This window comes from Sphingopyxis sp., assembly GCF_016793825.1.
Classification (GTDB): domain Bacteria; phylum Pseudomonadota; class Alphaproteobacteria; order Sphingomonadales; family Sphingomonadaceae; genus Sphingopyxis.
The window spans coordinates 59,280-81,070 of sequence record NZ_JAEULM010000023.1; the positions used below are offsets into that span (position 1 = coordinate 59,280).

Annotated in this window: 23 protein-coding genes and 2 tRNA genes; 17 read left to right on the forward strand and 8 right to left on the reverse strand. The window is 63.2% G+C overall.

Translation table 11 applies throughout. The features are described 5' to 3' along the window. The first annotated feature begins 18 nt into the window (after positions 1-18). The 6 genes from JNM03_RS07500 (at position 19) to JNM03_RS07525 (ending at position 6,128) form a co-directional block, all read left to right on the forward strand. Positions 19-852, forward strand: a complete 834-nt coding sequence (locus JNM03_RS07500) for an agmatinase family protein (RefSeq protein WP_294035776.1) — start codon at positions 19-21, stop codon at positions 850-852. Further along, positions 849-1,475 (forward strand): glutathione S-transferase family protein, encoded by a 627-nt coding sequence (locus tag JNM03_RS07505; RefSeq protein ID WP_294035778.1) that lies wholly within the window; start codon positions 849-851, stop codon positions 1,473-1,475. Before JNM03_RS07500 ends, JNM03_RS07505 begins: the two co-directional genes overlap by 4 nt. After that, positions 1,465-2,064: a hypothetical protein gene (locus tag JNM03_RS07510; RefSeq protein WP_294035780.1), complete on the forward strand. Its 600-nt coding sequence runs from the start codon at positions 1,465-1,467 to the stop codon at positions 2,062-2,064. Before JNM03_RS07505 ends, JNM03_RS07510 begins: the two co-directional genes overlap by 11 nt. A gap of 129 nt (positions 2,065-2,193) precedes the next feature. Beyond that, positions 2,194-2,934, forward strand: a complete 741-nt coding sequence (locus JNM03_RS07515) for a hypothetical protein (protein WP_294035782.1) — start codon at positions 2,194-2,196, stop codon at positions 2,932-2,934. 63 nt (positions 2,935-2,997) lie between these two features. Then, the gene (gene alaS, locus JNM03_RS07520; protein WP_294035784.1) at positions 2,998-5,655 is read left to right on the forward strand and encodes an alanine--tRNA ligase; all 2,658 of its coding nucleotides are present in this window, start codon (positions 2,998-3,000) and stop codon (positions 5,653-5,655) included. Further along, positions 5,652-6,128, forward strand: a complete 477-nt coding sequence (locus tag JNM03_RS07525) for an SRPBCC domain-containing protein (protein ID WP_294035786.1) — start codon at positions 5,652-5,654, stop codon at positions 6,126-6,128. The genes alaS and JNM03_RS07525 overlap by 4 nt, the downstream gene beginning before the upstream one ends. Positions 6,129-6,296: 168 nt before the next feature. Here the strand turns inward: JNM03_RS07525 and JNM03_RS07530 are convergent, their stop codons facing one another. Then, complete coding sequence (locus tag JNM03_RS07530) at positions 6,297-6,710, reverse strand: holin family protein (RefSeq protein WP_294035788.1); 414 nt, start codon at positions 6,708-6,710, stop codon at positions 6,297-6,299. Between the two features lie 54 nt (positions 6,711-6,764). Beyond that, complete coding sequence (locus JNM03_RS07535) at positions 6,765-7,340, reverse strand: glycosyl hydrolase 108 family protein (protein WP_294035790.1); 576 nt, start codon at positions 7,338-7,340, stop codon at positions 6,765-6,767. Between the two features lie 71 nt (positions 7,341-7,411). On the opposite strand from JNM03_RS07535, the gene JNM03_RS07540 reads away from it, so the two are divergent. Together JNM03_RS07540 and JNM03_RS07545 are read left to right on the forward strand one after the other, a co-directional pair. After that, positions 7,412-8,389, forward strand: coding sequence for an NADPH:quinone oxidoreductase family protein (locus tag JNM03_RS07540; RefSeq protein ID WP_294035791.1), 978 nt, complete (start codon positions 7,412-7,414; stop codon positions 8,387-8,389). A gap of 99 nt (positions 8,390-8,488) precedes the next feature. Then, positions 8,489-8,830, forward strand: a complete 342-nt coding sequence (locus JNM03_RS07545) for an EF-hand domain-containing protein (protein ID WP_294035792.1) — start codon at positions 8,489-8,491, stop codon at positions 8,828-8,830. 409 nt (positions 8,831-9,239) lie between these two features. On the opposite strand, the gene JNM03_RS07550 is transcribed toward JNM03_RS07545, so the two are convergent. Further along, entirely contained in the window at positions 9,240-10,076 is an 837-nt protein-coding gene (locus tag JNM03_RS07550) for a serine protease (protein ID WP_294035794.1), read from the reverse strand. Positions 10,077-10,214: 138 nt separating this feature from the next. On the opposite strand from JNM03_RS07550, the gene JNM03_RS07555 reads away from it, so the two are divergent. After that, positions 10,215-10,712 carry a hypothetical protein gene (locus JNM03_RS07555; protein WP_294035795.1) on the forward strand — a complete coding sequence of 166 codons (498 nt, stop codon included), beginning with the start codon at positions 10,215-10,217 and terminating at the stop codon, positions 10,710-10,712. 87 nt (positions 10,713-10,799) lie between these two features. Here the strand turns inward: JNM03_RS07555 and JNM03_RS07560 are convergent. Then, positions 10,800-10,876: transfer RNA gene (locus JNM03_RS07560), tRNA-Pro, on the reverse strand. A 264-nt stretch (positions 10,877-11,140) separates the two neighbouring features. Between JNM03_RS07560 and yajC the strand changes: the two genes are divergently transcribed. Genes yajC through secF form a run of 3 tightly spaced genes read left to right on the forward strand, consistent with a single transcriptional unit; the run spans position 11,141 to position 14,129 of the window. Then, positions 11,141-11,470: a preprotein translocase subunit YajC gene (yajC, locus tag JNM03_RS07565; protein WP_294035797.1), complete on the forward strand. Its 330-nt coding sequence runs from the start codon at positions 11,141-11,143 to the stop codon at positions 11,468-11,470. Between the two features lie 48 nt (positions 11,471-11,518). Continuing rightward, positions 11,519-13,132: a protein translocase subunit SecD gene (gene secD, locus JNM03_RS07570; RefSeq protein WP_294035799.1), complete on the forward strand. Its 1,614-nt coding sequence runs from the start codon at positions 11,519-11,521 to the stop codon at positions 13,130-13,132. Between the two features lie 16 nt (positions 13,133-13,148). Beyond that, positions 13,149-14,129: a protein translocase subunit SecF gene (gene secF / locus JNM03_RS07575; protein WP_294035801.1), complete on the forward strand. Its 981-nt coding sequence runs from the start codon at positions 13,149-13,151 to the stop codon at positions 14,127-14,129. A gap of 27 nt (positions 14,130-14,156) precedes the next feature. Here secF and JNM03_RS07580 read toward each other — a convergent pair whose 3' ends face one another. Next, positions 14,157-15,335, reverse strand: coding sequence for a glycosyltransferase (locus JNM03_RS07580; RefSeq protein ID WP_294035803.1), 1,179 nt, complete (start codon positions 15,333-15,335; stop codon positions 14,157-14,159). Next, positions 15,336-15,896, reverse strand: a complete 561-nt coding sequence (locus JNM03_RS07585) for a helix-turn-helix domain-containing protein (RefSeq protein WP_294035805.1) — start codon at positions 15,894-15,896, stop codon at positions 15,336-15,338. It abuts the gene before it with no gap. 87 nt (positions 15,897-15,983) lie between these two features. Between JNM03_RS07585 and JNM03_RS07590 the strand changes: the two genes are divergently transcribed. Next, a complete protein-coding gene (locus tag JNM03_RS07590) occupies positions 15,984-16,466 on the forward strand; it encodes a DUF6456 domain-containing protein (protein WP_294035807.1) in 483 nt (160 codons plus the stop codon). A 53-nt stretch (positions 16,467-16,519) separates the two neighbouring features. On the opposite strand, the gene JNM03_RS07595 is transcribed toward JNM03_RS07590, so the two are convergent. After that, positions 16,520-18,295, reverse strand: coding sequence for an ABC-F family ATP-binding cassette domain-containing protein (locus JNM03_RS07595; RefSeq protein ID WP_294035809.1), 1,776 nt, complete (start codon positions 18,293-18,295; stop codon positions 16,520-16,522). Positions 18,296-18,429: 134 nt separating this feature from the next. On the opposite strand from JNM03_RS07595, the gene JNM03_RS07600 reads away from it, so the two are divergent. Next, positions 18,430-19,173, forward strand: coding sequence for an SIMPL domain-containing protein (locus JNM03_RS07600; RefSeq protein ID WP_294035811.1), 744 nt, complete (start codon positions 18,430-18,432; stop codon positions 19,171-19,173). A 100-nt stretch (positions 19,174-19,273) separates the two neighbouring features. Here JNM03_RS07600 and JNM03_RS07605 read toward each other — a convergent pair whose 3' ends face one another. Beyond that, positions 19,274-19,954: a 2OG-Fe(II) oxygenase gene (locus tag JNM03_RS07605; protein ID WP_294035812.1), complete on the reverse strand. Its 681-nt coding sequence runs from the start codon at positions 19,952-19,954 to the stop codon at positions 19,274-19,276. A gap of 112 nt (positions 19,955-20,066) precedes the next feature. Here JNM03_RS07605 and JNM03_RS07610 point away from each other — a divergent pair. The 3 genes from JNM03_RS07610 (at position 20,067) to JNM03_RS07620 (ending at position 21,750) form a co-directional block, all read left to right on the forward strand. Further along, positions 20,067-20,143: transfer RNA gene (locus JNM03_RS07610), tRNA-His, on the forward strand. 109 nt (positions 20,144-20,252) lie between these two features. Continuing rightward, the gene (locus JNM03_RS07615) at positions 20,253-21,305 is read left to right on the forward strand and encodes a Glu/Leu/Phe/Val dehydrogenase dimerization domain-containing protein (protein WP_294035814.1); all 1,053 of its coding nucleotides are present in this window, start codon (positions 20,253-20,255) and stop codon (positions 21,303-21,305) included. Between the two features lie 91 nt (positions 21,306-21,396). Then, positions 21,397-21,750 (forward strand): YbaN family protein, encoded by a 354-nt coding sequence (locus JNM03_RS07620; protein ID WP_294035816.1) that lies wholly within the window; start codon positions 21,397-21,399, stop codon positions 21,748-21,750. The last annotated feature ends 41 nt before the right edge of the window (positions 21,751-21,791 follow it).

Consider the following 21,791-nt stretch of genomic DNA (forward strand, 5'->3'; position numbering starts at 1 on the left):
AGCGACTACAAGTGTATCATGCCTGCGATCCGCCTCTTCGGCTTACCTACCGACATCAACAGCAGTTTCGAGCGCGGTGCGGCCGGTGGACCGGGTGCCATCCGGGCCGCCCTTCGGAGCGATCGCGGCAATCTCGCGAGCGAACTCGGTCCCGAAATCGGCATCGACATTGCCTTCGCCGATGATGGCGATTTGCCGCTCAGCGAAGACACGGCGCGCGACGATGCGGCCATCCGCCGTCATGTCGCAATGCTTCAGGAAGATGGCGAAGTTCCCCTTGCTCTGGGCGGCGACCATGCGGTGACCTTTCCGCTTGTCGTTGCGGCGGCGATCTGCTTCGGGCCGGTGAACATTCTCCATTTTGATGCCCACCCCGATCTCTACGATGATTTCGGCGGTAATCCGCGCAGCCATGCATCGCCCTTCGCGCGGATCTGCGAGGCTGGTCATGCAAAGCGACTGATACAGGTCGGGATCCGCACGCTCAATGCGCATTGCCGTGAGCAAGCCGAGCGATTCGGGGTCGAAGTCGTGCCGATGGCGGGGTTCACGCCCGACGCCGTGCCAGTCCTCGAGGGGCCGCTTTATATTTCGATCGATCTCGACGGTATCGACCCCTCGGCCGCTCCGGGCGTGGCGCACCCGGAGCCCGGGGGGCTGACGGTGCGCGAGGTACTCGCCATATTGCACAAGCAGACAGCGCCGATCGTCGGAGCCGATATCGTCGAATATCATCCCGGCCGTGACATCGGTGATGTCACGGCGATCCTGGGGGCCAAGCTTGTCCGCGAGCTCGCAGCGCTGATCGACCGCAACGGTTCCTATCCCGTCCACGAAGGAGACGCGCCATGAGCCTGATCGTACACCATCTCAACAACAGTCGCTCGCAGCGCATCCTGTGGCTGCTTGAGGAAATCGGCGCGGCCTATGACATCAAATATTACGACCGCGATCCGATCACCAACCTGGCGCCGTCCGCGCTGATCGCGGTGCATCCGCTAGGCAAATCGCCCGTCATCGAGGACGACGGTCGCGTGATTACCGAATCGGGAGCGATTACCGAATATCTGTGCGAGCGGCATGGCGGCGGGCACCTGGTTCCTGAACGGGGTACCGACGATCACACCACCCACCTCGAATGGCTGCACTTTGCCGAGGGGTCCGCGATGACGCCGATCCTGCTTCGGCTGTACACGGCGCGGATCGGTGAGGCGGCGGCGGTGCTCGAGCCGAGGATCGCACAGCAGCTCGATTCGCATTTCTCTTATATGGAAGATCGCCTTCTCCCGAGCGGTCACTTCATCGGCGACAGCCTGTCGGCCGCCGACATCATGCTGAGCTTTCCGGCCGAGATCGCGATCATGCAGGGGATGGCGCCGCGCTATCCCAAGCTCGCCGATTTCGTGAACCGCTGTCATGACCGGGCGGCCTGGCGGCGCGCGCGGGACAAGGGCGGCGCCTATTATGGCTATTGATCGCAAGGCCAGAGGTCGCACTCTTCTGGCGATCGCGGCTTTGTTTTCGAGTGGCCCGGCGTTATCTGCCGCACCGCCGCTGGTGGCGCCGGAGGTCGAGCGGGAGATCGTCGCCCCGGAGGGCGTGGCTTTCGCGCCGTCGCCGACCGACGAGGAAGCCGCGGTCGACCGTTTCGCCTCCTATACGATGGCGCTTGCAAAGCGTGATTTCGCGGCAGCGTACGCGATGCTGCGACTGTCGTTCCAGGCATCGAACCCGCGACTCGAATGGGAAATGAACCTGCGAAAACGCCCAGCGCTGTGGGCGGACGGAAAGATCCGCATCTTGCGGCTGAGCTGGTATCTCGATCCTGCGGGCCAGCCACCCGGTCTCTACGCCGCGTTCGATTTTCGTGGCGATCGCAAGGACGGGACGATGGATTGCGGATATGTCGCGGTTCATCGGACGGTGCCCGGCACTCCCTTCACCGTCGTGCGGATCGACACCTCTGAAGTGCCGCCAGAGCTGTTAGAAGACGGGGTGCCGAAAGCCGATGTGCTGCGCCAGTTGCCCTGTTATCTGGGCAAGGGGATCGCGACAGCTTTTTGATATCGATAAAATTTCGGCTTGTATGACGCCATCGGCCCGCGCACGGCTGCGTGCGGGGGCACCGCGAGCGAATCGCGGAGCGGCAGGTGGGGCCGGACTGGCAACACGTGAATCGGTGGGGGAATATTGATGGCGACGATTTTCGTGGCTGCATTGCTTGCGGCGGCATCCGGTTCGCCAGACATCAAGATAGAGGTTGTTCCGGGGCGCGGTTATGCCGCGACCGTTACATTTATCGACGCGAACGAGTTCACGCCGGTCATTGATCGGATCAAGCTGCTGGCAGCAGAGAAATGCGGGAAGCAAAGTGTCCGGTTCGGCCGCTATTTTTTCGATAACCAGATCGACGTCGCGCGCGGCGTGACGGTCATCAAGGATTTTCGGCAGAGCTTCTCCTGCTTTGATCCGGCTACCGATCCGTACAAGCCCGTGCCGGCCGACTGGAAAGCGAGTGCGGCCGACGTCGCAGCCGCGACGCAGTTCGTCACGCGCTTCCTGACCTACCTCGACGCTGGGAACGCGCGCGCGTTGGCGGCGCTGATGGACCCGCAACTGGAAGCGACGACGGAAGAGATGAACCGGTTCAGCGGTGAAGCGAAGATGCACCAAACGGGAACCGGCAGCTTCACCGCAAGATTGGACGCATGGCTCAATAATCCGCCCGATGCGAGCTATCCGGGTGCCTATGCATTTTTTTCGGTCCTGAGTTCGCATCCGGGAATTGCCGGCACATGTGGCGGGATACTGGTTTATCGCGTTGCCGAAGGTAAATATCAGATTTCGCAATATGATGTGCGTTATGTATCGCAGAAGCTGATCGACGAAGAGGGGATGAGTGACGAAGAACTGGATCGTCTGTGCCGGCGTTAGGGGATGGCCGCGGGTTCGCGCGTAGTGCTTGAGAAAAGCGCTGTCTCGCACTAGATCGCGCGCATGACATCGACCAACGACATTCGCCGCTCTTTCCTCGACTATTTCGGGGAGACGGGGCACCATATCGAACCTTCGGCCCCGCTGGTTCCGTATAACGACCCGACGCTGATGTTCGTCAACGCGGGGATGGTTCCGTTCAAGAATGTCTTCACCGGGCTTGAAAAGCGCCCTTACAGCACGGCGACCTCGTCGCAGAAATGCGTGCGGGCGGGCGGCAAGCACAACGACCTCGACAATGTCGGCTATACCGCGCGCCATCACACCTTCTTTGAAATGCTGGGGAATTTTTCCTTTGGCGATTATTTCAAGGAGCAGGCGATCCATCACGCCTGGACGCTGATCACCAAGACCTGGGGCCTCGCGCCGGAGAAGCTGACCGCCACCATCTATCACACCGACGATGAAGCCTTCGACCTTTGGAAAAAGATCGCGGGCCTTCCTGAAGATCGCATCATCCGCATCCCGACCAGCGATAATTTCTGGTCGATGGGCGATACCGGGCCGTGCGGCCCGTGCAGCGAAATCTTCTATGACCATGGCGACCATATCTGGGGTGGGCCTCCGGGATCGCCGGAAGAAGACGGCGACCGCTTCGTCGAGATATGGAACCTGGTGTTCATGCAATATGAGCAGTTGCCGGGCGGCGAGCGGCTCGATTTGCCGCGGCCGAGCATCGACACCGGCATGGGGCTGGAGCGGATCGCGGCGGTGCTGCAGGGCGTCCATGACAATTATGACACCGACACGTTCAAGGCGCTGATCGCGGCGTCGGTAGACCTGACCGGCGTTCCGGCCGAAGGCGCCACGCAAGCGAGCCATCGTGTCATCGCCGACCATCTGCGCGCATCCAGCTTCCTCGTGGCCGACGGCGTGCTGCCGTCGAATGAGGGGCGCGGCTATGTGCTGCGCCGGATCATGCGCCGCGCGATGCGCCACGCGCACCTGCTGGGCGCGAAGGATCCGCTGATGCATCGGCTGCTGCCGTCGCTGACGGCCGAGATGGGCGCGGCCTATCCCGAACTTATCCGTGCGCAGCCGTTGATCGCCGAGACGCTGGAGCGCGAAGAAACGAAGTTCCGCCAGACGCTCGATAAGGGTCTTCGCCTGCTGGACGAGGCGACGGTTGGCATGGGCAAGGGCGATACTTTGCCCGGCGAAGTCGCGTTCAAGCTGTATGATACCTATGGCTTTCCCTATGACCTCACCGAAGATGCGCTGCGAGCCGGCGATATCTCGGTCGATCGCGCGGGCTTCGATGCGGCGATGGCGCAGCAAAAGGCGGCGGCGCGCGCGGCCTGGAAGGGAAGCGGGGACAAGGCTTCGGACGAAATCTGGTTCGACCTTGCCGAAGCGAACGGCAGCACGGAATTTACGGGCTATGGCGCGACCGCGGGTGAAGGCGAAGTCATCGCGCTCGTCAAGGACGGCGTTCGGGTTGACGAGGCCAAGGCCGGCGAAACCGTCGTCGTGCTGACCAACCAGACGCCCTTTTATGGCGAGAGCGGCGGCCAGATGGGCGACGCCGGTACGATCGCCACGTTGGAGGGCGCCAAGGCCTTCGTCAGCGACACGGGCAAACCGCTCGGCCGTCTGCACACGCATCAGGCAAGGATCGAGGCGGGCCGCCTGAAGGTCGGCGATACCGTGCAACTGACCGTCGATGCCGCGCGTCGCGATCGCATTCGCTCCAATCACAGCGCGACCCACCTGTTGCATGCAGCGCTCCGCAACCGGCTTGGTGGGCATGTGACACAGAAGGGCAGTCTGGTCGCCGAGGATCGGTTCCGTTTCGATTTTTCGCATCCCAAGGCGCTGACGCCTGAAGAAATCGCCGATGTCGAAGCCGAAGTGAACGCCCAGATTCGCGGCAATGAAGCCGTGACGACGCGGCTGATGACGCCCGAGGATGCGATCGCGGCGGGCGCGATGGCGCTGTTCGGCGAGAAATATGGCGACGAGGTGCGCGTCCTGAGCATGGGGGCGGCCGACGATCGCAGCTATTCGGTCGAGTTGTGCGGCGGCACGCATGTCCGCGCGCTGGGCGATATCGCGTTGCTCAAGATCGTCAGCGAAAGCGCCGTGTCGTCGGGGGTAAGGCGCGTAGAGGCGCTGACCGGCGAGGCTGCGCGGCAGTGGCTGAACGGTCGTGACGAGGCGTTGAAGGCTGCCGCCGCGGCGCTCAAGACCGCGCCCGACGATGTACCGGCGCGCGTCGCGGCGCTGGCCGAAGCCCTGAAGAAAGCCGAACGGGAGCTTGCCGACGCCAAAAAGGCGCTGGCGATGGGCGGCGGCGGTGGCGGTGCAGCCGCGGGGCCGGCGATCGAACAGGTGGGCGATACCGCCTTCCTTGCGCAGGTTGTCGATGGGCTGGACCCCAAGGAACTGCGCGGCACGGTCGATGGGCTGAAGAAGCAGGTCGGCAGCGGCGTCGCGATGCTGGTTGCGGTCAACGACGGACGCGCCTCGGTTGCGGTCGGGGTGACCGACGACAAGACAGGCAGCCATAGTGCGGTCGATCTGGTGAAGGCTGCTGTTGCGGCGCTCGGCGGACAGGGTGGCGGCGGGCGGCCCGACATGGCGCAGGGGGGTGGCCCCGACGGCAAGGCGGCAGACGATGCGGTTGCGGCGGTGATCGCGGCTCTGGCAGCGACCATTTGAAACCGACGAAAAAGACGCGGCGCGTCGATCACTCCGAACGGCTGATCGCGGCGCCGCTGCCCGACGTCTTTGCCGCGTTCACGAGCACGTCGATGTTGGCGCGCTGGTTGCCACCCGAGGGGGCGACCGGGACGTTCGATCATTGCGATCTGCGCGCCGGTGGCGGATTCCGGCTGCGGCTGACGTTCGACGACGCGCAAGTCGAAACGAAAGGCGATGACGACAGCGACATCGTTGAGGTGCATATCCCGACGCTGGATGACGGCCGGCTGATCGTCTGGGAGGTCGAGTTCGAGTCCGACGACCCCCGTTTTTCGGGGACGATGGCGATGCATTGGTATCTGTCGCGAAAGGGCGGCGGTACGCTGGTGACGATCGATGCGCATCAGGTGCCGCCGGGGATTTCGGCGAAAGACCATCTGGAGGGGCTGAACTCGTCGCTCGCCAATCTGGCGGCGGTGGTGGAAGGCTGACGCCGATTTTGGATCGGATTCGCGCAGAGGCGCAGAGGATAAGCAGCTTGGCGGCTCTGGCGCCCCTCCTTTTCTCTGCGTCTCTGCGCGAATATTGCCTCTCCGCGTGAACGTTCAAAGGCCGTTGCCCCGCCTTTGCGGGGGAACACGGCCAATTTGGTGGTGCTTTCAGCCGTTCACGCCTTTCGCCTGACCCCATGCCTTTGCCGCGGTGTAGCCGAGATAGCCCGTGCCGAAGAGCGCGTAGAGCGGTTCGGGGATGCCGGCCAGATAGGCGTTCATGCCGTCTGCGATGCTCTTTGCCATCTCCGGCCGTGCCGCCGCGATCAAGCCCATCGGGATCGCCCACAGCAGCAGCGTGTACATGACATAGAGAAAGCTGGGCCGCGCGCGGCTGGTCCATGGGTCGGCGCTGTTGGCTTCGGCGACGATCGCGGTCATTTGCGTCCGGATGGCCTCCATCTCCTGGCTTCCTTCGAGTTTCAGCAGTTCGAGCTTGGCGCGGTCGCGCGCTTCGGGGTCGGGGATGATCTTGTCGATCAGCTTGGCGACCGGGCCGATTAGACCTTCGATGATGCTCATTTTCATGCTCCTATTTGGTCAAAGTTCAGTAAAGTTCAGCCCAATGGCGAGCCGTCAGGGGGCGTCCAGACCGACGCGGTTGGCGAGCCAGCCGTAGAGGAACGCCTCCTGACTCGGGCGGCGTTCGGCGAGGGCGATGTAGCGTTCGCCCTGCAGCGCCTCCATCGCGCGGAGCAGCACGGTCTCGCCGCTCTTGCCGCGCGCCGTCAGGAAGCCGTCGAGCGCGGACAGCGTGCGCGGGCCGATCTCGCGGTCGACGGAGATGTCGGGATAATCGCGCGCGGCGCGGTTGAGCGCGTTGAGCGCGCGCTGGAGGAAAGCGGCCGCGGTGCCGGTGCCCATGTTGACGCCGGTGTCAAACAGTTCAGCGGCAATTTTCGAGGCGCGGAGGGCAATCCTGTCGAAGCCGGGACGCAGCCAGTAGATGCGGCGATAGATCGATGTCGCTTCGGCGCGTGGCAGGTCGCGCATAGGCCCTTCATAACCCTGCGATCGCGCAACCGCTTCGGTGATTCCCCAGCATGTCGGACCGCCGCGATCGGCAGGATGGTTTACATAGCGGCCTTCGCGGTCGATGACGGCATCGATCAGTGCGTCGGCGTCGCAGTTTGATGGGTCGCGTTGTGGCACGATTCGCTCCTTTGGTTTATTGGATAGTATAAACAAACCATATGGGTACATAATAGGAAAGGCGTTTCTTGATGCGAGCTTTGCAGGTGCGCGAATTGCTGCCCGATCACGCCGGCGCGCGACTGGTGGATTTGCCCGAGCCGGTTCCCGGGCCGGGCGAAGTGCGTGTTCGTGTGCGCGCGGCCGCGGTGAATTTCCCCGACCTGTTGATGACGCGCGGTGCCTATCAGTTGAAGCCCGACCTGCCGTTCGTATCGGGGCTGGAATTTTCGGGCGAGGTCGACGCGGTGGGGGAGGGCGTGGGCGACTGGCACCCGGGCGACGCGGTGGTCGGCGGCAACCGCTTCGGCGCGATGGCCGAATTTAGCGTCGTTCCGGCGGTATCGCTGCGGAGCAAGCCTGCCGCCCTTGGTTGGGAGGCCGCCGCCGCCTATCCGGTCGCCTATCTCACCGCCTATGTGTCGCTCGTCCGCTGTGCGCGGGTGGAGGCAGGCGAATGGGTGCTGGTGCATGGCGCGGCGGGCGGGGTCGGACTGGCGACGGTCGATCTGGCGAAAGCGCTGGGAGCCAAAGTCATCGCGGCGGCAAGCAGCGAAGAGAAGCGCGGCGCGATCGCGCGGCTGCACGCGCCCGATGCGATCCTTGCGGCCACCCCCGGATTTCGCGAGCAGGTGAAGGCGTTGACGGCGGGCAAAGGGGCGGACGTCATCTTCGACCCCGTGGGCGGCGACATCTTTGACGAATCGACGCGCTGCATTGCGTTCGGTGGGCGGTTGCTGGTGATCGGCTTTGCCTCGGGGCGTGTCCCCGAGGTTTCGGTCAACATGCCGCTGATCAAGGGTTTCTCCGTCGTCGGCGTCCGTGCGGGCGAATATGGCCGTCGCTTTCCGGCGCGCGGAGCGGAGAATGTCGCAGCGGTCGATGCGTTGGCGGCGACTGGTAGAATTCGGCCGCACGTCCACGCCGCGCTCGACCTGGCGGACTGGCGCGATGCCTTTGCCATGATCGAGCGTCGCGAGGTTGTGGGAAAAGTCGTGCTTCGTCCGTGACAAGCCGAGGCCGCCTGCCATAGTTTTGCGACATTCCCGACCCCATGTCCGCGTCGGGGCCGTTCGGCACGCCTGCCGATGTGATCAAAAGGACATGAAATGAAGATATTGACGATGATTGCCGTGTCAGCCGGCTTTGCGTTTCCAGCGATCGCCGCCGCCCAGCCGCCGCAGGACGGCGGCCGGATGTTCGCGATGATGGATAGCAACGGCGACGGTAAGCTCGACAAGGCCGAGATCACGAAGATGGCCGAGATGCGGGCGCAACGGCAGGGTGATCCCTCGCTTGCCTCGCCCGAGAAGGTCGAGGCGTTCATGAAGCATCTCGACGCGAACGGCGACGGCTTTGTCGACAAGGCCGAGCTGGAAGCGATGCGGAAGGCGCGGGCTTCGGCTCCGCCGCAGGAAGGGCCGGAGGAGGCTCAGCCGCACGCGCATTGAGTCCGGGTTCCCACCCGGAGAGGCAGCGGCGCGCGATGCGCCGCTGCCTCTGGCGCTGCCGATCCGGTCGAGCGCATTTTGCCAATATTTGTATGCGGCGGCGCAGGGCCGAAGCTTTGCTTCGGAAAATCGGGTGAAGTATGCGCCGCGCTTCGGTTATGCGCGCTGATCGGGCTGACGGACCCCGCGCAGCCGATTGCCGACGCCGTCAGCGCGGCAGGGGCCGATGCGATCGACCTAGACACGATCCCGCTTCTCGCAGCCCCACTGTGGGCAATGTCGCCGAAGGAGCGCATCCAAATCGGACAGCGGATTCCCTTCCTGCCGTCCGGCTAGTCAGGGGGGCACCTTCCTTCGCTACCCCCGACTGCCCCGCCCACGGTATGCCATGCGTGGTCGGGGCTTTTTGTTACCAATCGGGAATTTGCGCTTCCAAATCTTCGATGAGCTTCGCCTTTATGCATAGGCCCAAATTGATGATGTGCGTTACCTTGGCGACGGGACCAATATTCGTTGGGACCGGCTCTGCGACAATCTGCCCGTTTATCGTTTCGGTGTGTCCGGCATAGAGTACGCCGATTAGTGCAAACCTCGACCCCACCGTAATTCCATTAGCGGTCGCGAACGAGCCTTCGTTAAGAACGAAGATCGGCGAACCTGACGAGCCTCCGTAGACCGGAATGTCGGCCAAAAACTCTTTCTTCCCCTGATAGTCGCTAATGTAAGGCGTCGATGTAAGGCCACGGCGCACGACAGGAAAATTGTTCACTGAATCGACTAGTCCGGTGGGATATCCGACCATCAATATATCGACCAGCGCGCCGAAATCGGCGACAGTTTGCGCCGAAGGTAGATGCGATTTGTCCAAGCATCGAATATAGGGCTGCCATCCTTCGGCTTCGCGAGCATGGTTCATAATCCCCACCAGCGGTATGGCCGCTAAGTCCACATTAGGGTCAGGATGACGAAGAATGGGAATCTGTTCTTCGAAAAATGCGATCAATCTGCCGGGACCGGAAGCGGGCGTTTTGTTTTCATCGGTCGTAACATGGAACGTTAGTCCGACCGTCGCCGCACCATCCAAAACGTGCTTGTTCGTAACGAGTATCGGAGCTTGCTTGTCACCCTTCTGGAATAGGTAGAAAAAGCCGGTGCCAGCGCCCGTCCAGTTCGTCGTTTTGTCCCTTGCAGTTAGAATGCGCACCGTCATGTAGCGAAGTTGATCGGATACGCGGTCGCTATTCATGTTCTACACTCCGTAACTCTATTCCGTCGCCTCATTGATGCGATGAACATTCGTCGTTGAACAACGAAAATTTCAAGCAAATCAGCGATGAAATGATTCGCGCGTTCCGAGGCCCACTATTGGGTAGGGAATGGGTAGGTGGACGGCCAACTTAAGTATGCGTTGAAAATCGTGACGGTAATTGCATTGAGCGGCGTGATGACGACAAACGCCGAGGCTGCCGAGTATCTGAGGGAAGTCGCAAGTAAAGTGTATCAAACTCCCGGCACCGCGCGTGAAATCGCGACCCGAGCCCAAACGTGCATTTCTCAGTACTTAGCGTCGGGTGCTGTCGGCGGCCAACTCATTATCAACGCTGATTTGGACGGCGGCATTATCGTCGCTAACAGCGCCATTGAGTATGGTAGCATGCCGCGTTGGAAGATACGAAGTCGCTTCACGTTCGAAGCGAGAGAAGGGCGCTTTCGTATCCAGCAAACCAACCTCGAGCGGTTCAACGACCAGTTCAACGTAGGTTGGAATCCAATAGGTAAGTGGGCTGGCTCGCAATGGTGCAAGGCTGAAGAGGCGTTTGTCGGTTCAGCGGCAACCGTTGCGCAATGCGTTCAAAGCAAAGCGGCACGCGACGATTGGTAGTGGCTGGGGTAGGGCTTCGCAGCCCGCCCATAGCCTGCCCGAGCGCTGATTTGCGCCGGGTAGGTTTAGCTAAGTTGTTGAAATAATTGGTCGGGACGAGAGGATTCGAACCTCCGACCCCCACACCCCCAGTGTGATGCGCTACCAGGCTGCGCTACGTCCCGACCGGCCCTTTTGGGCAGGCGAGGCCCCTAGCGCGGGTTGGGCGCCGATGCAAGCGGCGATGGGCGATGGAGCGCGCGTGGGCGCAATCTTCGCCCGCGCTCTTGATCTGGCCGTCGAGCTTCCCATTTCGACGGCGCTTGCCGTGGGGAGGGATGCAGCGACATGTTGCGCGCCACGCCCCTGCGTGATAGGCGCCGCGCCATATTTTTGCTTGGCGTTCCGCTCTGGAACAGCCGATGCTGCAACGAGAAAGTCTTTCATTCATGTCGACTAATCTGCTTCTGACCCAGGCGGCTGGTTCCGGGGGCGGGGCCGCCGGTTTCATCATGCTGGTGCCCTATCTGCTGATCTTCGTCGTTTTCTGGTTTTTCCTGATCCGCCCGCAGCAGCAGCGGGCCAAGGAACATCGCGCCAAGATCGCGGCAGTGAAGCCCCGCGATCAGGTCGTGACCGGTGGCGGCATCGTCGGCAAGGTGACGCGCGTCGATGATGATTTCGCCGACGTCGAAATCGCGCAAGGGGTGAAGATCAAGGTCGTGAAATCGACCATCGCCGACGTTCTTCAGCCCGGCGCAAAGCCCGCGAACGACTGAGACCCCGGCGCCGCGGTCGCGGCGCCGCCAGACTGACCGGAACATATCATGCTCGATTTCCCGCGCTGGAAGACTATCGGCATCAGTATCATATTGGTGCTGGGCATCGTCTTTTCCATTCCCAGCTTCGTCCCTGAAAGAATCACCCAGAACCTGCCGGGTTTCCTGCAGGCCAAGGTGAACCTGGGCCTTGACCTTGCCGGTGGCAGCCATCTGTTGCTCGAGGCCGACGTCGCCGATCTTCAGAAGACACAGCTGGCGAATATGGAAAAGACCGTGCGAACCGCGATGCGCGGCGAACGCGGTCCCGACGACGATATCGCGATCGGCGAACTATCGACCGCGGGCGGCAAGATCAGCTTCCTGGTTCGCGATCAGTCGAAACTCGACGCTGCGCGTGACCGGCTGTTCAGCGAGACACAGGGTGCCGGCATGACCGGGCAGCGCGATTGGAGCATCGACATTGTCGACACGACGCGCATCGTGATGACCCCGACCGCGGCGGGCCAGCGGCAGGCGATCGCCAACGCGATGGATACGGCGCGCGACATCATCGACAAGCGAGTCAACGCCCTCGGCACGCGCGAGCCAACGATCATTCGCCAGGGCGACGATCGCATCGTCGTGCAGGTTCCGGGGCTTCAGGATCCGCAGCAACTCAAAGACCTGATCGGCAAGACCGCGCGGCTCGAGTTCCGGATGGTCGACCCCAACGCCGATCCGAACGAAGCCGCCGCGGGCAGGGCACCGGTGGGTAGCGAAATTGTCCCCTATGCCGAAGGCGCAAGTGCCGGTGCACCGTTTGAAGTGCTGCGCCGCCAGGTGATGATCAGCGGCGAACAGTTGATCAATGCTCAGCAAAGCTATGATCCGCAGTCGGGTCAGCCGGTCGTCACCATCCGGTTCGATTCGGGTGGGTCCGCGACCTTCGCGAAAGTTACCGCGCAGAACGTCGGCAAGCGTTTCGCGATGGTCCTGGACGGCAAGGTTCTGTCGGCGCCGTCGATCAACGAACCGATCCTGGGCGGCAGCGCGCAGATTTCGGGTAGCTTCTCCGTCGCAAGCGCGAACAATCTTGCGATCTCGCTGCGTTCGGGTGCGCTGCCGGTGAAGATGACGGTCGTCGAGGAACGCACGGTCACGCCCGAACTGGGCAAGGATTCGATCCGCAAGGGCGCCATCGCGGGCATTATCGCCACGGTCGCGGTGCTGGTTCTGATGATGGTGGTGTACGGCCGCTTCGGCATTTATGCGTGCATCGCGCTGTTCTTCAACATCTTCCTGATCATCGCGACGATGGCGGCGTTCAATGCGACGCTGACGCTCCCCGGCATCGCCGGTTTCGTGCTGACCATCGGGGCGGCGGTCGATGCGAACGTGCTGATCAACGAGCGCATACGCGAGGAACTGAAACGCGGACGACGAGTCTTCCAGGCCGTCGAACTCGGCTATTCGGAAGCCAGCCGTGCGATTTTCGATGCGAACGTCACCAACGTCATCGCCGCGGCGCTGATGTTCTGGTTCGGGTCGGGCCCGATCAAGGGCTTTGCGGTGGTGCTGACCATCGGCATCGTCACCAGCGTCTTCACCGCCGTTACCGTCACGCGCCTGTTTGCAGCCCGCTGGCTGCATGCGAAGCGCCCGACGTCGATCAACATTTAAGGAAAGGGAGCGAACCATGCGTCTCCTGAAACTCGTTCCGGACGACACGAACATCCAGTTCCTGAAATGGCGGAACATCGCCATGGCGATCAGCTTCGTCTCGATTGTGCTGTCGATCGTGCTGGTCGCGGTGCGCGGACTTAATCTGGGCGTCGATTTCGTCGGCGGGCAGTCGGTGCGCGTCGAATTCACCCAGGCGATGCCGTCGATCGACGTGATTCGCGAAAAGGTTGACGCCATCGGGCTCGGCGAGCCGACGATCCAGCAATTCGGGTCGGACAAGGCCGTATCGGTGCGTACCGCCCTTCCCGAAGGCGACAAGGCTGCCGCCGACCGCGCGGGCAAGCAACTGGTTCAGGGCATTCAGAAGGCGTTTCCGACGGCCAAAACCGGATCGGTCGAGACTGTCTCGGGGAAGGTGTCGGACGAACTGATCCGGACCGGCGCGCTCAGCCTCGCGCTCGCGATGCTGGGCATCTCGATCTATATCTGGGTACGGTTCGAATGGCAGTTCGGGGTCGGGGCGCTGTTCGCGCTGTTCCACGACGTCACGTTGACGTTCGGGTTCTTTGCGCTGACGCAGATGCAGTTCGACCTCAACATCGTGGCGGCGTTGCTGACGATCATCGGCTATTCGCTCAACGATACGATTGTGGTGTTCGACCGTGTGCGCGAAAATCTCAAGAAATATCGCAAGATGGAGATTATCCCGCTGCTTGACCTCAGCCTCAACGAGACGTTGTCGCGGACGGTGATGACCAGCCTTTCGATGCTGATCGCGCTGACAATGCTGCTGGTCTTTGGACCCGATGTGATCTTTGGCTTCACTGCGGCGATGCTGCTCGGCATTTTCATCGGCACCTATTCGTCGATCTATATGTCGGCGCCGATCCTCGTATGGCTGAAGGTTGGCCCTGACAGCTTTGTGCCGCGCACCAGTGCAGCTTCCGCCGGTGCGGAACGCATCGAGCGCAAGGACGACGGCGCGGTGGTGTAGCTTTTCCGGCTGACGCCGGAGTCCGTCCTACGACCGGCCAGCGCAGCGGTGGAGATGGTCCGCAAGCTCGCGGCCGTTTCGGTCCCAATCGAACCGGCCGTCGAGGCTGGCGGCCACATCGCCTTGCGAGGGCGGGTTGGCAAGGATCGCGCGCACGGCGGCGGCAATGGCCTCTGGCGTCCGCTCGACGATCCGGCCGGCATGCGGTGACGTGACGAGTTCGGCGGCGCCTCCGGCGTCGCTGATGACGATGGGCGTGCCGCAGGCAAGCGCCTCGACCCACGCATTGGCGAGCCCCTCGCTTGCCGAGGGCATGACCACGACGTCGGCTGCACGATAGAGTTGGGGGAGGTCGGCATTGGCCACCGATCCGGGAAAATGGACGCGGTCGGCGACCCCGATCCGCTCCGCTTGAGCGCGGTAGCGTCCTTCCTCTTCGCCTGCTCCTGCGAGCCAATAGTGCGCGCCGGGCAGCATCGGCAGCGCGTCGATGACGAGGGCTTGTCCCTTGCGCGCGATCAGTGCGCCGACGCTCAGGATAGCGGGCGCATCGCCCATGCCGAGTGCGGCCTTCGCGGCCTTGCGATCACCGGGATGGAAGCGGGCGGTGTCGATGCCGGTATAGTGAACCGCGACCTTTGCCGGATCGATGCCAAGTGCCGCCATGTCGCGCCGCATCGCATCGGATACGGCGAGGAGACCCGCCGCCTTTTCGGCCGCCCTGATCAGGGATGCCTTTGTGGCGGGATCATGCCCGAAATGGCTGATGTCGGCACCGCGCGCCTTGGCCGAAAAGGGCAGGCCGAGCGCAGCCGCGACCTGCATGGCAGCGGGGCCGTCGGGATAGAAGAACTGCGCATCGACGATATCGAACGACTGGCGGTCGACTGCCTTCAAGACGGCACGTGCGACCTGAGCGGGGTTGAAGCGCGCACCATAGCGCGGGATCAGCCTGAAACGCGGACGGTGGACGGTAAGGCCGCCCCACTCTTCGAATGTCGGAAGATCGCGCAGTGCACGGTACCGACGGTGGAGCGAAAGCGGGAAGGGCGGCAGGCCAACAGGTGCGACGATGGTGAGTGCGACGTTCGGCCGCGTCGCGAGCGCGCGCAGGCTTTTCTCGACGAACAGGCCGAAGTTCGGTCGCGCGCAGTCGGGGAACAGCGTCGCGATCGAAAGGACGCGCAGGGGCCGTTCGGCGGGCACTTAAAGGGTGCGGATCAAGCGGACAGCGACGGCGGCCCATGGTGGATTGCTGACGACCTGTTGCCGCTGACCAGTACCGAGCGGGAGCAGATGGAGCTTCTCGCCATCGACGTTGAGCAGGCGCGCAAAGAAGAAGCGGCCCGCCGGCCTTGGCACGAGGAGGTCGCGATTCAACGCCGCCGCCCAGTCGGTCTCGATCCGGCGACACCAGATTTCGTCGCCGGCGCGATAATCGCCGATCGACGAGGTGACGCGCACGGCGAGCATATCTTCGTTCGGGCGTGCCGTGAGCGCCTGTTCGACGCGCGTCGGCGCCTGTGCGCCTTCCGCGCCAAGGTGCGCGGTGATGGTGAGCTGCGTATCCTGCGGCAACTGCACGAGTTCCGCGGCCTCGACCCCCAGCGCCCGGGCGATGCGGTTCATCCAGCCAAGCGACAGCGTGCGTGTGCCGGTTTCTAGGCGGCCGATCGTCTGGGCGGTGGTGGGCGGGTCGCAGCGCTGGCCGACTTCCTCGAGCGTCAGGCCCTTGGCGCGGCGGACGGCGCGGATGCTGTTGATCATAGCCTATCCTTGAATAACCAAATCGGTTTTTTCTTTCCTACAAAATAATCCAATGTCAAGCGCGGCGTACCCATCAAGGAGAATCGCATGACCCAACGCCGACTCGCAACACGGATCCATCCCGACGATGGCCTCGATCCCGACAAGATCGGGTCGCAGACGATGCGGCGCGTCACGGTGAATATCGCGGAAAGCCCGATTGCCTGGCTTGCCGCGCGCGGGATGCTCACTGCGGGGCAACTCGCGGCGGGCGAACGGTTGCGCGCGGATTATGAGCGTGCCGGACTGTCCGCGCGCGTTACGATGCGGTGGGACGCGGCGCCCCCCGCGAAGAGCCGTGGCGGGGGACGGGCGTTGGACGCTTCGCTGGCGCGGATCGATGCGCATCGGCGTTTTCATGCCGCGATCGATCAGGTCGGGCCTGGACTCGCCGATATCTGCTGGCGCGTTGTCTGCGCGGGCGAGGGTATTGGCGGCGCCGAGAAGGCGCTGGGTTGGCCGTCGCGGTCCGGGAAGCTGGTTCTGGGGTTGGCGCTCGATCGGCTGGCACGATTCTATGGAACGCGATGACGATAATCCGAGATCGGCCGCAAGGCCTTGATCACGCCCAACGCGGACGGCTTTTATCCGAGCGCCTCTACCTCTTCCGCCAGCGCCAGCCAGCGATCCTCCGCCGCCGCCTTTTCGTTGCGCAGCGCGTCGAGCTTTGCGGTCAGCGCGGTGAAGCGCGTATTGTCTCGTGTGAACAGGCCGCCGTCGGAAAGGTCGGTTTCGATCTTCGCCATTTCCCTTTCGATCTCCTCTATCCGGCCCGGCAGCATGTCATAGTCGCGCTGGTCCTTGTAGCTGAGCTTTTTGCGGGCGGTCGGAGGCGGCGGCGGGGCGGCCGCTGCGGCTTTCGTTTTGGTGGCGCCAGGCTTCACGCGCTTGGCCTCCCAATCGGCATAGCCGCCCGCGACGATGTCCACCTTGCCCGACCCGTCGAGACCGAGCGTGACGGTCACGGTCCGATCGAGGAAGTCGCGGTCGTGGCTGACGAGCAGCACGGTGCCTTCATAGTCGGCAATGACTTCCTGAAGCAGATCGAGCGTTTCAAGGTCCAGATCGTTGGTTGGTTCGTCGAGGACGAGCAGATTCGATTCGCGGGCGAACTCGCGCGCGAGGAGCAGGCGCGAGCGTTCGCCGCCAGAAAGCGCGCCGACGCTTGCCTCCGCAATTGCGGGATCGAAGAGGAAATCCTTGAGATAGCCCTGAATATGCTTTTTGACGCCGCGCACTTCGACCCAGTCGCCACCGTCGGCAAGAATGTCGCGCACGCTCTTGTCGGGGGCGAGCAGGCTGCGTTGCTGGTCGATGACGATACCGTCGAGTGTTGGCGCGAGCGTGACCGTGCCCTCGTCGGGCTGGATCTCGCCGGTAAGCAGCTTGAGCAAGGTCGATTTGCCGGCCCCGTTCGCGCCGACGATACCGATGCGGTCGCCGCGTTGGACGCGAAAATCGAAGTCCCTGATGATCGTACGGTCCCCGAATCGCTTGGTGATATGGTCTGCGACGATTACCGATTTCGATCGGACATCGTCGTTGGCGAGGCCGAGCTTGGCGACCCCCGGCCCGCCAATCATCGCGGCACGGGTCGCGCGCATTTCCTTCAGCTTCTCAAGCCGACCCTGATTGCGCTTGCGCCGGGCGGTAACTCCACGTTCGAGCCAGTGCGCTTCAAGCCGCAGCCGCGAATCAAGCCGCTGTGCCGCACGCGCTTCCTCTGCGAATACCGCTTCGGTCCATTCGTCGAAGCCGCCGAAGCCGATCTCCTTGCGGCGGATACTGCCGCGGTCGAGCCACAGGGTCTGGCGGGTCAGGCGCGTCAGGAAGGTGCGGTCGTGACTGATGACGACGAAAGCCCCGGTGTAGCGCGACAGCCAGTTTTCGAGCCAGTCGATCGCCGCAAGATCGAGATGGTTCGTCGGTTCGTCGAGCAGCAGCACGTCCGGATCCTGCGCGAGCGCGCGGGCAATCGCGGCGCGGCGGCGTTCTCCGCCCGAGGCGCTGCTCGCGGTGCGGCTCATGTCGATGCCAAGCTGGTCGGCGATCGCTGCGACGGCGTGGTCCTCGGGCGCGTCCGGGCCGGCGGTCGCGTAGTCCATCAACGTATCGAACGTCGATAGATAGGGTTCCTGTTCGAGGATCACGACATGCGTGCCGGGGACGATCGTTCGCTTGCCCTTGTCGGCGTCGATGCGGTTCGCGAGCAGTTTCAGAAGCGTCGTCTTGCCCGCGCCGTTGCGGCCAATGAGCGCCAGTCGGTCGCGCGCGCCAATATAGATGTCGAGATCCTGGAACAGCCAACCGCTGCCCTGCACGAGGCCCAGGCCCTCATATGATAAGATCGGTGCTGCCATGATGAACGGCGGGCTAGCGACCCGTTCAGCCTCATGCAAGCGCGACGGATGCAAAGGCCGGAACGGGTCCGCTCCGTCAGCGTTACGGAGTGGAGATCAGCGAATGCCGGAACTCCGGTTCACAGGAGAATGAAATGACGAAGCAAATGCTCACCGCTATGACGGCCGGACTGATGTTGGCGGCCGCGGCCCCGGCGGTGGCCCAGCAAGGAGGTTCGACCGTGACGACAGCGACGACGCAGGGGCCGATCCTAAGCTTTTCGGTGAGCGAGGAGGTGCGTTCGCGTCCCGATCAGGCGACTGTCGGCGCCGGGGTGACGACGACCGCGCCGACCGCGGTCGAAGCGATGCGCCTCAACGCCGCAGCGATGGACAAGCTGATCGCCGCCGCCAAGGCGCGCGGGATCAAGGCGCAGGATATCCAGACGAACGGCATCAATCTGTCGCCGCAATATGATTATAATAATCGCGGCGATGGCCAGCCGCCACGCTTCCTCGGATATCAGGTGTCGAACAGCGTCCGCGCGACGACGTCGAAGATCGATGATATCGGGCCGTTGCTCGATGCGCTGGTCGCGGCGGGCGGGACCAATGTCGACGGCCCTTGGTTCGGAATGAAGGACCCCGATGCGCAGCTCGTCGGTGCGCGCGGCAGTGCGATCAAAGCGGCCGAGGCCAAGGCAGCAGATTATGCCAAGCTTGCGGGCTATCGTGGCGTTGAGCTGGTGTCTATCGGCGAAGGCAGCTTCGGCGCTCAGCCGCCGATGCCGATGGTACGATTGCAGGCGATGGATGCCGCCGGCAAGGCGACTCCGGTCGAACCCGGACAGGTCGCGAATACGCTGACGCTCAGCTTTCAGTACCGGCTCGTTCGGTAGTCAATCTGGCCACCGTTCGTGTCGGGCGACGTCAAGGCGCTTGCCGGGGCGGGCTTGTCCTGCTGCAGGGGCTTCCGGCTTCGCCCGATGCGGACGGGGTTCAGCCGAGTTCGCCGTGGGCCCACGGCCAAGGGCGTTCGCGGAACCACTTGGTGATGATATATTTGCGTCCCTTGCGCACTTTCATCCCATGGTGAAGCGTTTCGGGGTTGGGGGTGCCGTCGGGACGGATGTTGTTCCAGGCGAGCAGCTTGCCGGTTTCGGGCTGATGCATCTTGCCGGTCGATAAAAAGCGCGTCGCGCCGCCGGCGGCCGGTTCGTTGAGATAGACCATCAAGGTCCAGCTCCGCTGGCCCGGAATCGCGCAATAGGTTTCCCAATCGGCGCCGTCGGGGTCGAAATAGTCCGTGTGCGCCTTGAACTCTTCTCCCACGTCGTAGCGCTGGCCCTGCAGCGGCTCGCCATATTCAAGCGGGATGCCGACGAGTTCGTGCAGCCGGTTGTTCACGGTAACGACGAGCGGGTTTCGGTGGTCAAGGTCGCACGTCGAACTGGTGCGAAATGCGTCGTCGCCATTGGGGTCGGCGATTGTCGACGGGCGGGCGTTGCCGTCGATCAATGCCATTAGCCCGATGCAGGCCTCGGGATCGAGGAAGCGCGGAAGCATGAACTGCTGAAGCGTTGGCGAGGGCGAACGCCGGATGCCTGGAACGACCGCAAGCCGATCGGCAGCGCAGTCGGCGCCCGAGGTTGTCATGTCGACCTGTTCATTGTCAGCCATGCTGCGCTTTTAGTGAGGCCATCGCTCGCGAACAATGCTTGACGAAAGGGGGCGGCCGCGCCTATCGCCGCGCGCTGTCGAGGCTGCTTTGCGCACTCTCGTCGCTGATGTGGCGACCATAGCTCAGTTGGTTAGAGCGCCGGTTTGTGGTACCGGAGGTCGCGGGTTCGAGCCCCGTTGGTCGCCCCATTCTTCGCAAATGTCGCGAGCCGGCGGACGGCAGCCGAAACGGCGTGACTCGGCGCACCTATTTGATTATTACATCTTTGCGTAATTTTTTAACGTGAGGATTCTTGCCATGTCCGCTGTCTGGGATTTCGCCGATTTCGACGATCATGAACATGTTCATATGTTCCGCGATCGGGCGAGCGGATTGACGGCCGTCATCGCCGTCCATTCCACCCATCTTGGCCCCGGTGCAGGTGGCGTGCGCTATTGGCACTACCCCCAGCGTTCCGCGGCGATCACCGACGCGCTGCGCCTGTCGCGCGGCATGAGTTACAAGAATGCGATGGCGGGCCTGCCGATGGGCGGCGGCAAGGGCGTGATCCTGGCCGACGAGAATGGCGGCAAGACGCCCGACCTGCTCGCAGCCTTCGGCCGGGCGGTCGAATCGCTGGGCGGTGCCTATGTGACCGCCGAGGATGTCGGGATCACCGACGCCGACATGGTCGAGATTTCGAAGCACACGAAGCATGTCAGCGGGCTGCCCGTCGCGAGCGGCGCTGACGCGGGCGGCGATCCGGGGCCGTTTACCGCACTTGGCGTCTATCTGGGGATCAAGGCTGCGATCAAGGAAGGCCTTGGGTCCGACAGCGCCGCAGGCGTGCGCGTCGCGATTCAGGGCGTGGGTAGCGTCGGTGGCGGCGTCGCGCGGCGGCTGGCCGCCGAGGGAGCGAAACTGACGCTTGCCGACGTGGACCTGACCCGCGCCAAGGCGCTTGCCGAGGAACTGGGTGCCGACCTTGTCGATTCGGCGGCGATCATGGAGATCGAGGCCGACGTGTTGAGCCCCAATGCGCTTGGCGCGATCCTGACTGAAAGGAGCATCGAGAGGCTGCGCGTCCCGATCGTGGCGGGCGGTGCGAACAATCAGCTTGCGACCGCGGCGGATGGCCAACGCATCCATGATCGCGGTATCGTCTACGCCCCCGACTATGTCATCAACGCCGGCGGCATCATCAATGTCGCGCTGGAATATCTGGGAAAGGGCAGCCGCGAAGAGGTGGAAAGCCGCATCCATCAGATTCCGGGACGGCTCGCCGAAATCTGGGCGGAGAGCAGAGCGAATGCGACGCCGGCGTCGGTGGTGGCCGACCGCATGGCGCAGAAGCTGATCGGTCGCGGGTAAGCCTTCCTGCCCGGTTCGTTGCCCCGGTCTTTGCCGAAGTGACGGAATTGCCGGCTGGCGCGCGGTTTGATTTCCGCTAAGCCAATCGGTGATGAAACGGCATTTCTATCTGGTCGCAGGGTGGGCTTCGCTGGGACTTGGCGCGATCGGTGCTTTCCTGCCGTTGCTGCCGACGGTGCCCTTCGTCATCCTCGCCGCCTTCTGCTTTGCGCGCTCGTCACCGCGGCTGGAGGCATGGCTGCTGACCCATCCCCATTTCGGGCATCATATCGTCGCGTGGCGGGAGAAGGGCGCGATCAGCCGGAAGGGCAAAGTCGCGGCGACGCTGGCGTTCGCTTTCAGCATCGTCCTGGCGGCCATCTTTTCCCCCTGGCCATGGGTGATGGCGCCGGTGATCGCGGCTGTCGTGACCGGAAGCTGGATATGGACAAGGCCGGAGGGGTGACCCTCCGGCCTTGACCGTTTTGCACGAAGGCGTCGCTGTCC

Excerpts from the sequence above, each read along its gene's own strand:
- JNM03_RS07500 (WP_294035776.1), top strand. The coding sequence starts at position 19 with ATGCCTGCGATCCGCCTCTTCGGCTTACCTACCGACATCAACAGCAGT.
- JNM03_RS07505 (WP_294035778.1), top strand. The coding sequence starts at position 849 with ATGAGCCTGATCGTACACCATCTCAACAACAGTCGCTCGCAGCGCATC.
- JNM03_RS07510 (WP_294035780.1), top strand. The coding sequence starts at position 1,465 with ATGGCTATTGATCGCAAGGCCAGAGGTCGCACTCTTCTGGCGATCGCG.
- JNM03_RS07515 (WP_294035782.1), top strand. The coding sequence starts at position 2,194 with ATGGCGACGATTTTCGTGGCTGCATTGCTTGCGGCGGCATCCGGTTCG.
- alaS (WP_294035784.1), top strand. The coding sequence starts at position 2,998 with ATGACATCGACCAACGACATTCGCCGCTCTTTCCTCGACTATTTCGGG.
- JNM03_RS07530 (WP_294035788.1), bottom strand. The coding sequence starts at position 6,710 with ATGAGCATCATCGAAGGTCTAATCGGCCCGGTCGCCAAGCTGATCGAC.
- JNM03_RS07540 (WP_294035791.1), top strand. The coding sequence starts at position 7,412 with ATGCGAGCTTTGCAGGTGCGCGAATTGCTGCCCGATCACGCCGGCGCG.
- JNM03_RS07545 (WP_294035792.1), top strand. The coding sequence starts at position 8,489 with ATGAAGATATTGACGATGATTGCCGTGTCAGCCGGCTTTGCGTTTCCA.
- JNM03_RS07550 (WP_294035794.1), bottom strand. The coding sequence starts at position 10,076 with ATGAATAGCGACCGCGTATCCGATCAACTTCGCTACATGACGGTGCGC.
- yajC (WP_294035797.1), top strand. The coding sequence starts at position 11,141 with ATGTCGACTAATCTGCTTCTGACCCAGGCGGCTGGTTCCGGGGGCGGG.
- secD (WP_294035799.1), top strand. The coding sequence starts at position 11,519 with ATGCTCGATTTCCCGCGCTGGAAGACTATCGGCATCAGTATCATATTG.
- secF (WP_294035801.1), top strand. The coding sequence starts at position 13,149 with ATGCGTCTCCTGAAACTCGTTCCGGACGACACGAACATCCAGTTCCTG.
- JNM03_RS07585 (WP_294035805.1), bottom strand. The coding sequence starts at position 15,896 with ATGATCAACAGCATCCGCGCCGTCCGCCGCGCCAAGGGCCTGACGCTC.
- JNM03_RS07590 (WP_294035807.1), top strand. The coding sequence starts at position 15,984 with ATGACCCAACGCCGACTCGCAACACGGATCCATCCCGACGATGGCCTC.
- JNM03_RS07595 (WP_294035809.1), bottom strand. The coding sequence starts at position 18,295 with ATGGCAGCACCGATCTTATCATATGAGGGCCTGGGCCTCGTGCAGGGC.
- JNM03_RS07600 (WP_294035811.1), top strand. The coding sequence starts at position 18,430 with ATGACGAAGCAAATGCTCACCGCTATGACGGCCGGACTGATGTTGGCG.
- JNM03_RS07605 (WP_294035812.1), bottom strand. The coding sequence starts at position 19,954 with ATGGCTGACAATGAACAGGTCGACATGACAACCTCGGGCGCCGACTGC.
- JNM03_RS07615 (WP_294035814.1), top strand. The coding sequence starts at position 20,253 with ATGTCCGCTGTCTGGGATTTCGCCGATTTCGACGATCATGAACATGTT.
- JNM03_RS07620 (WP_294035816.1), top strand. The coding sequence starts at position 21,397 with ATGAAACGGCATTTCTATCTGGTCGCAGGGTGGGCTTCGCTGGGACTT.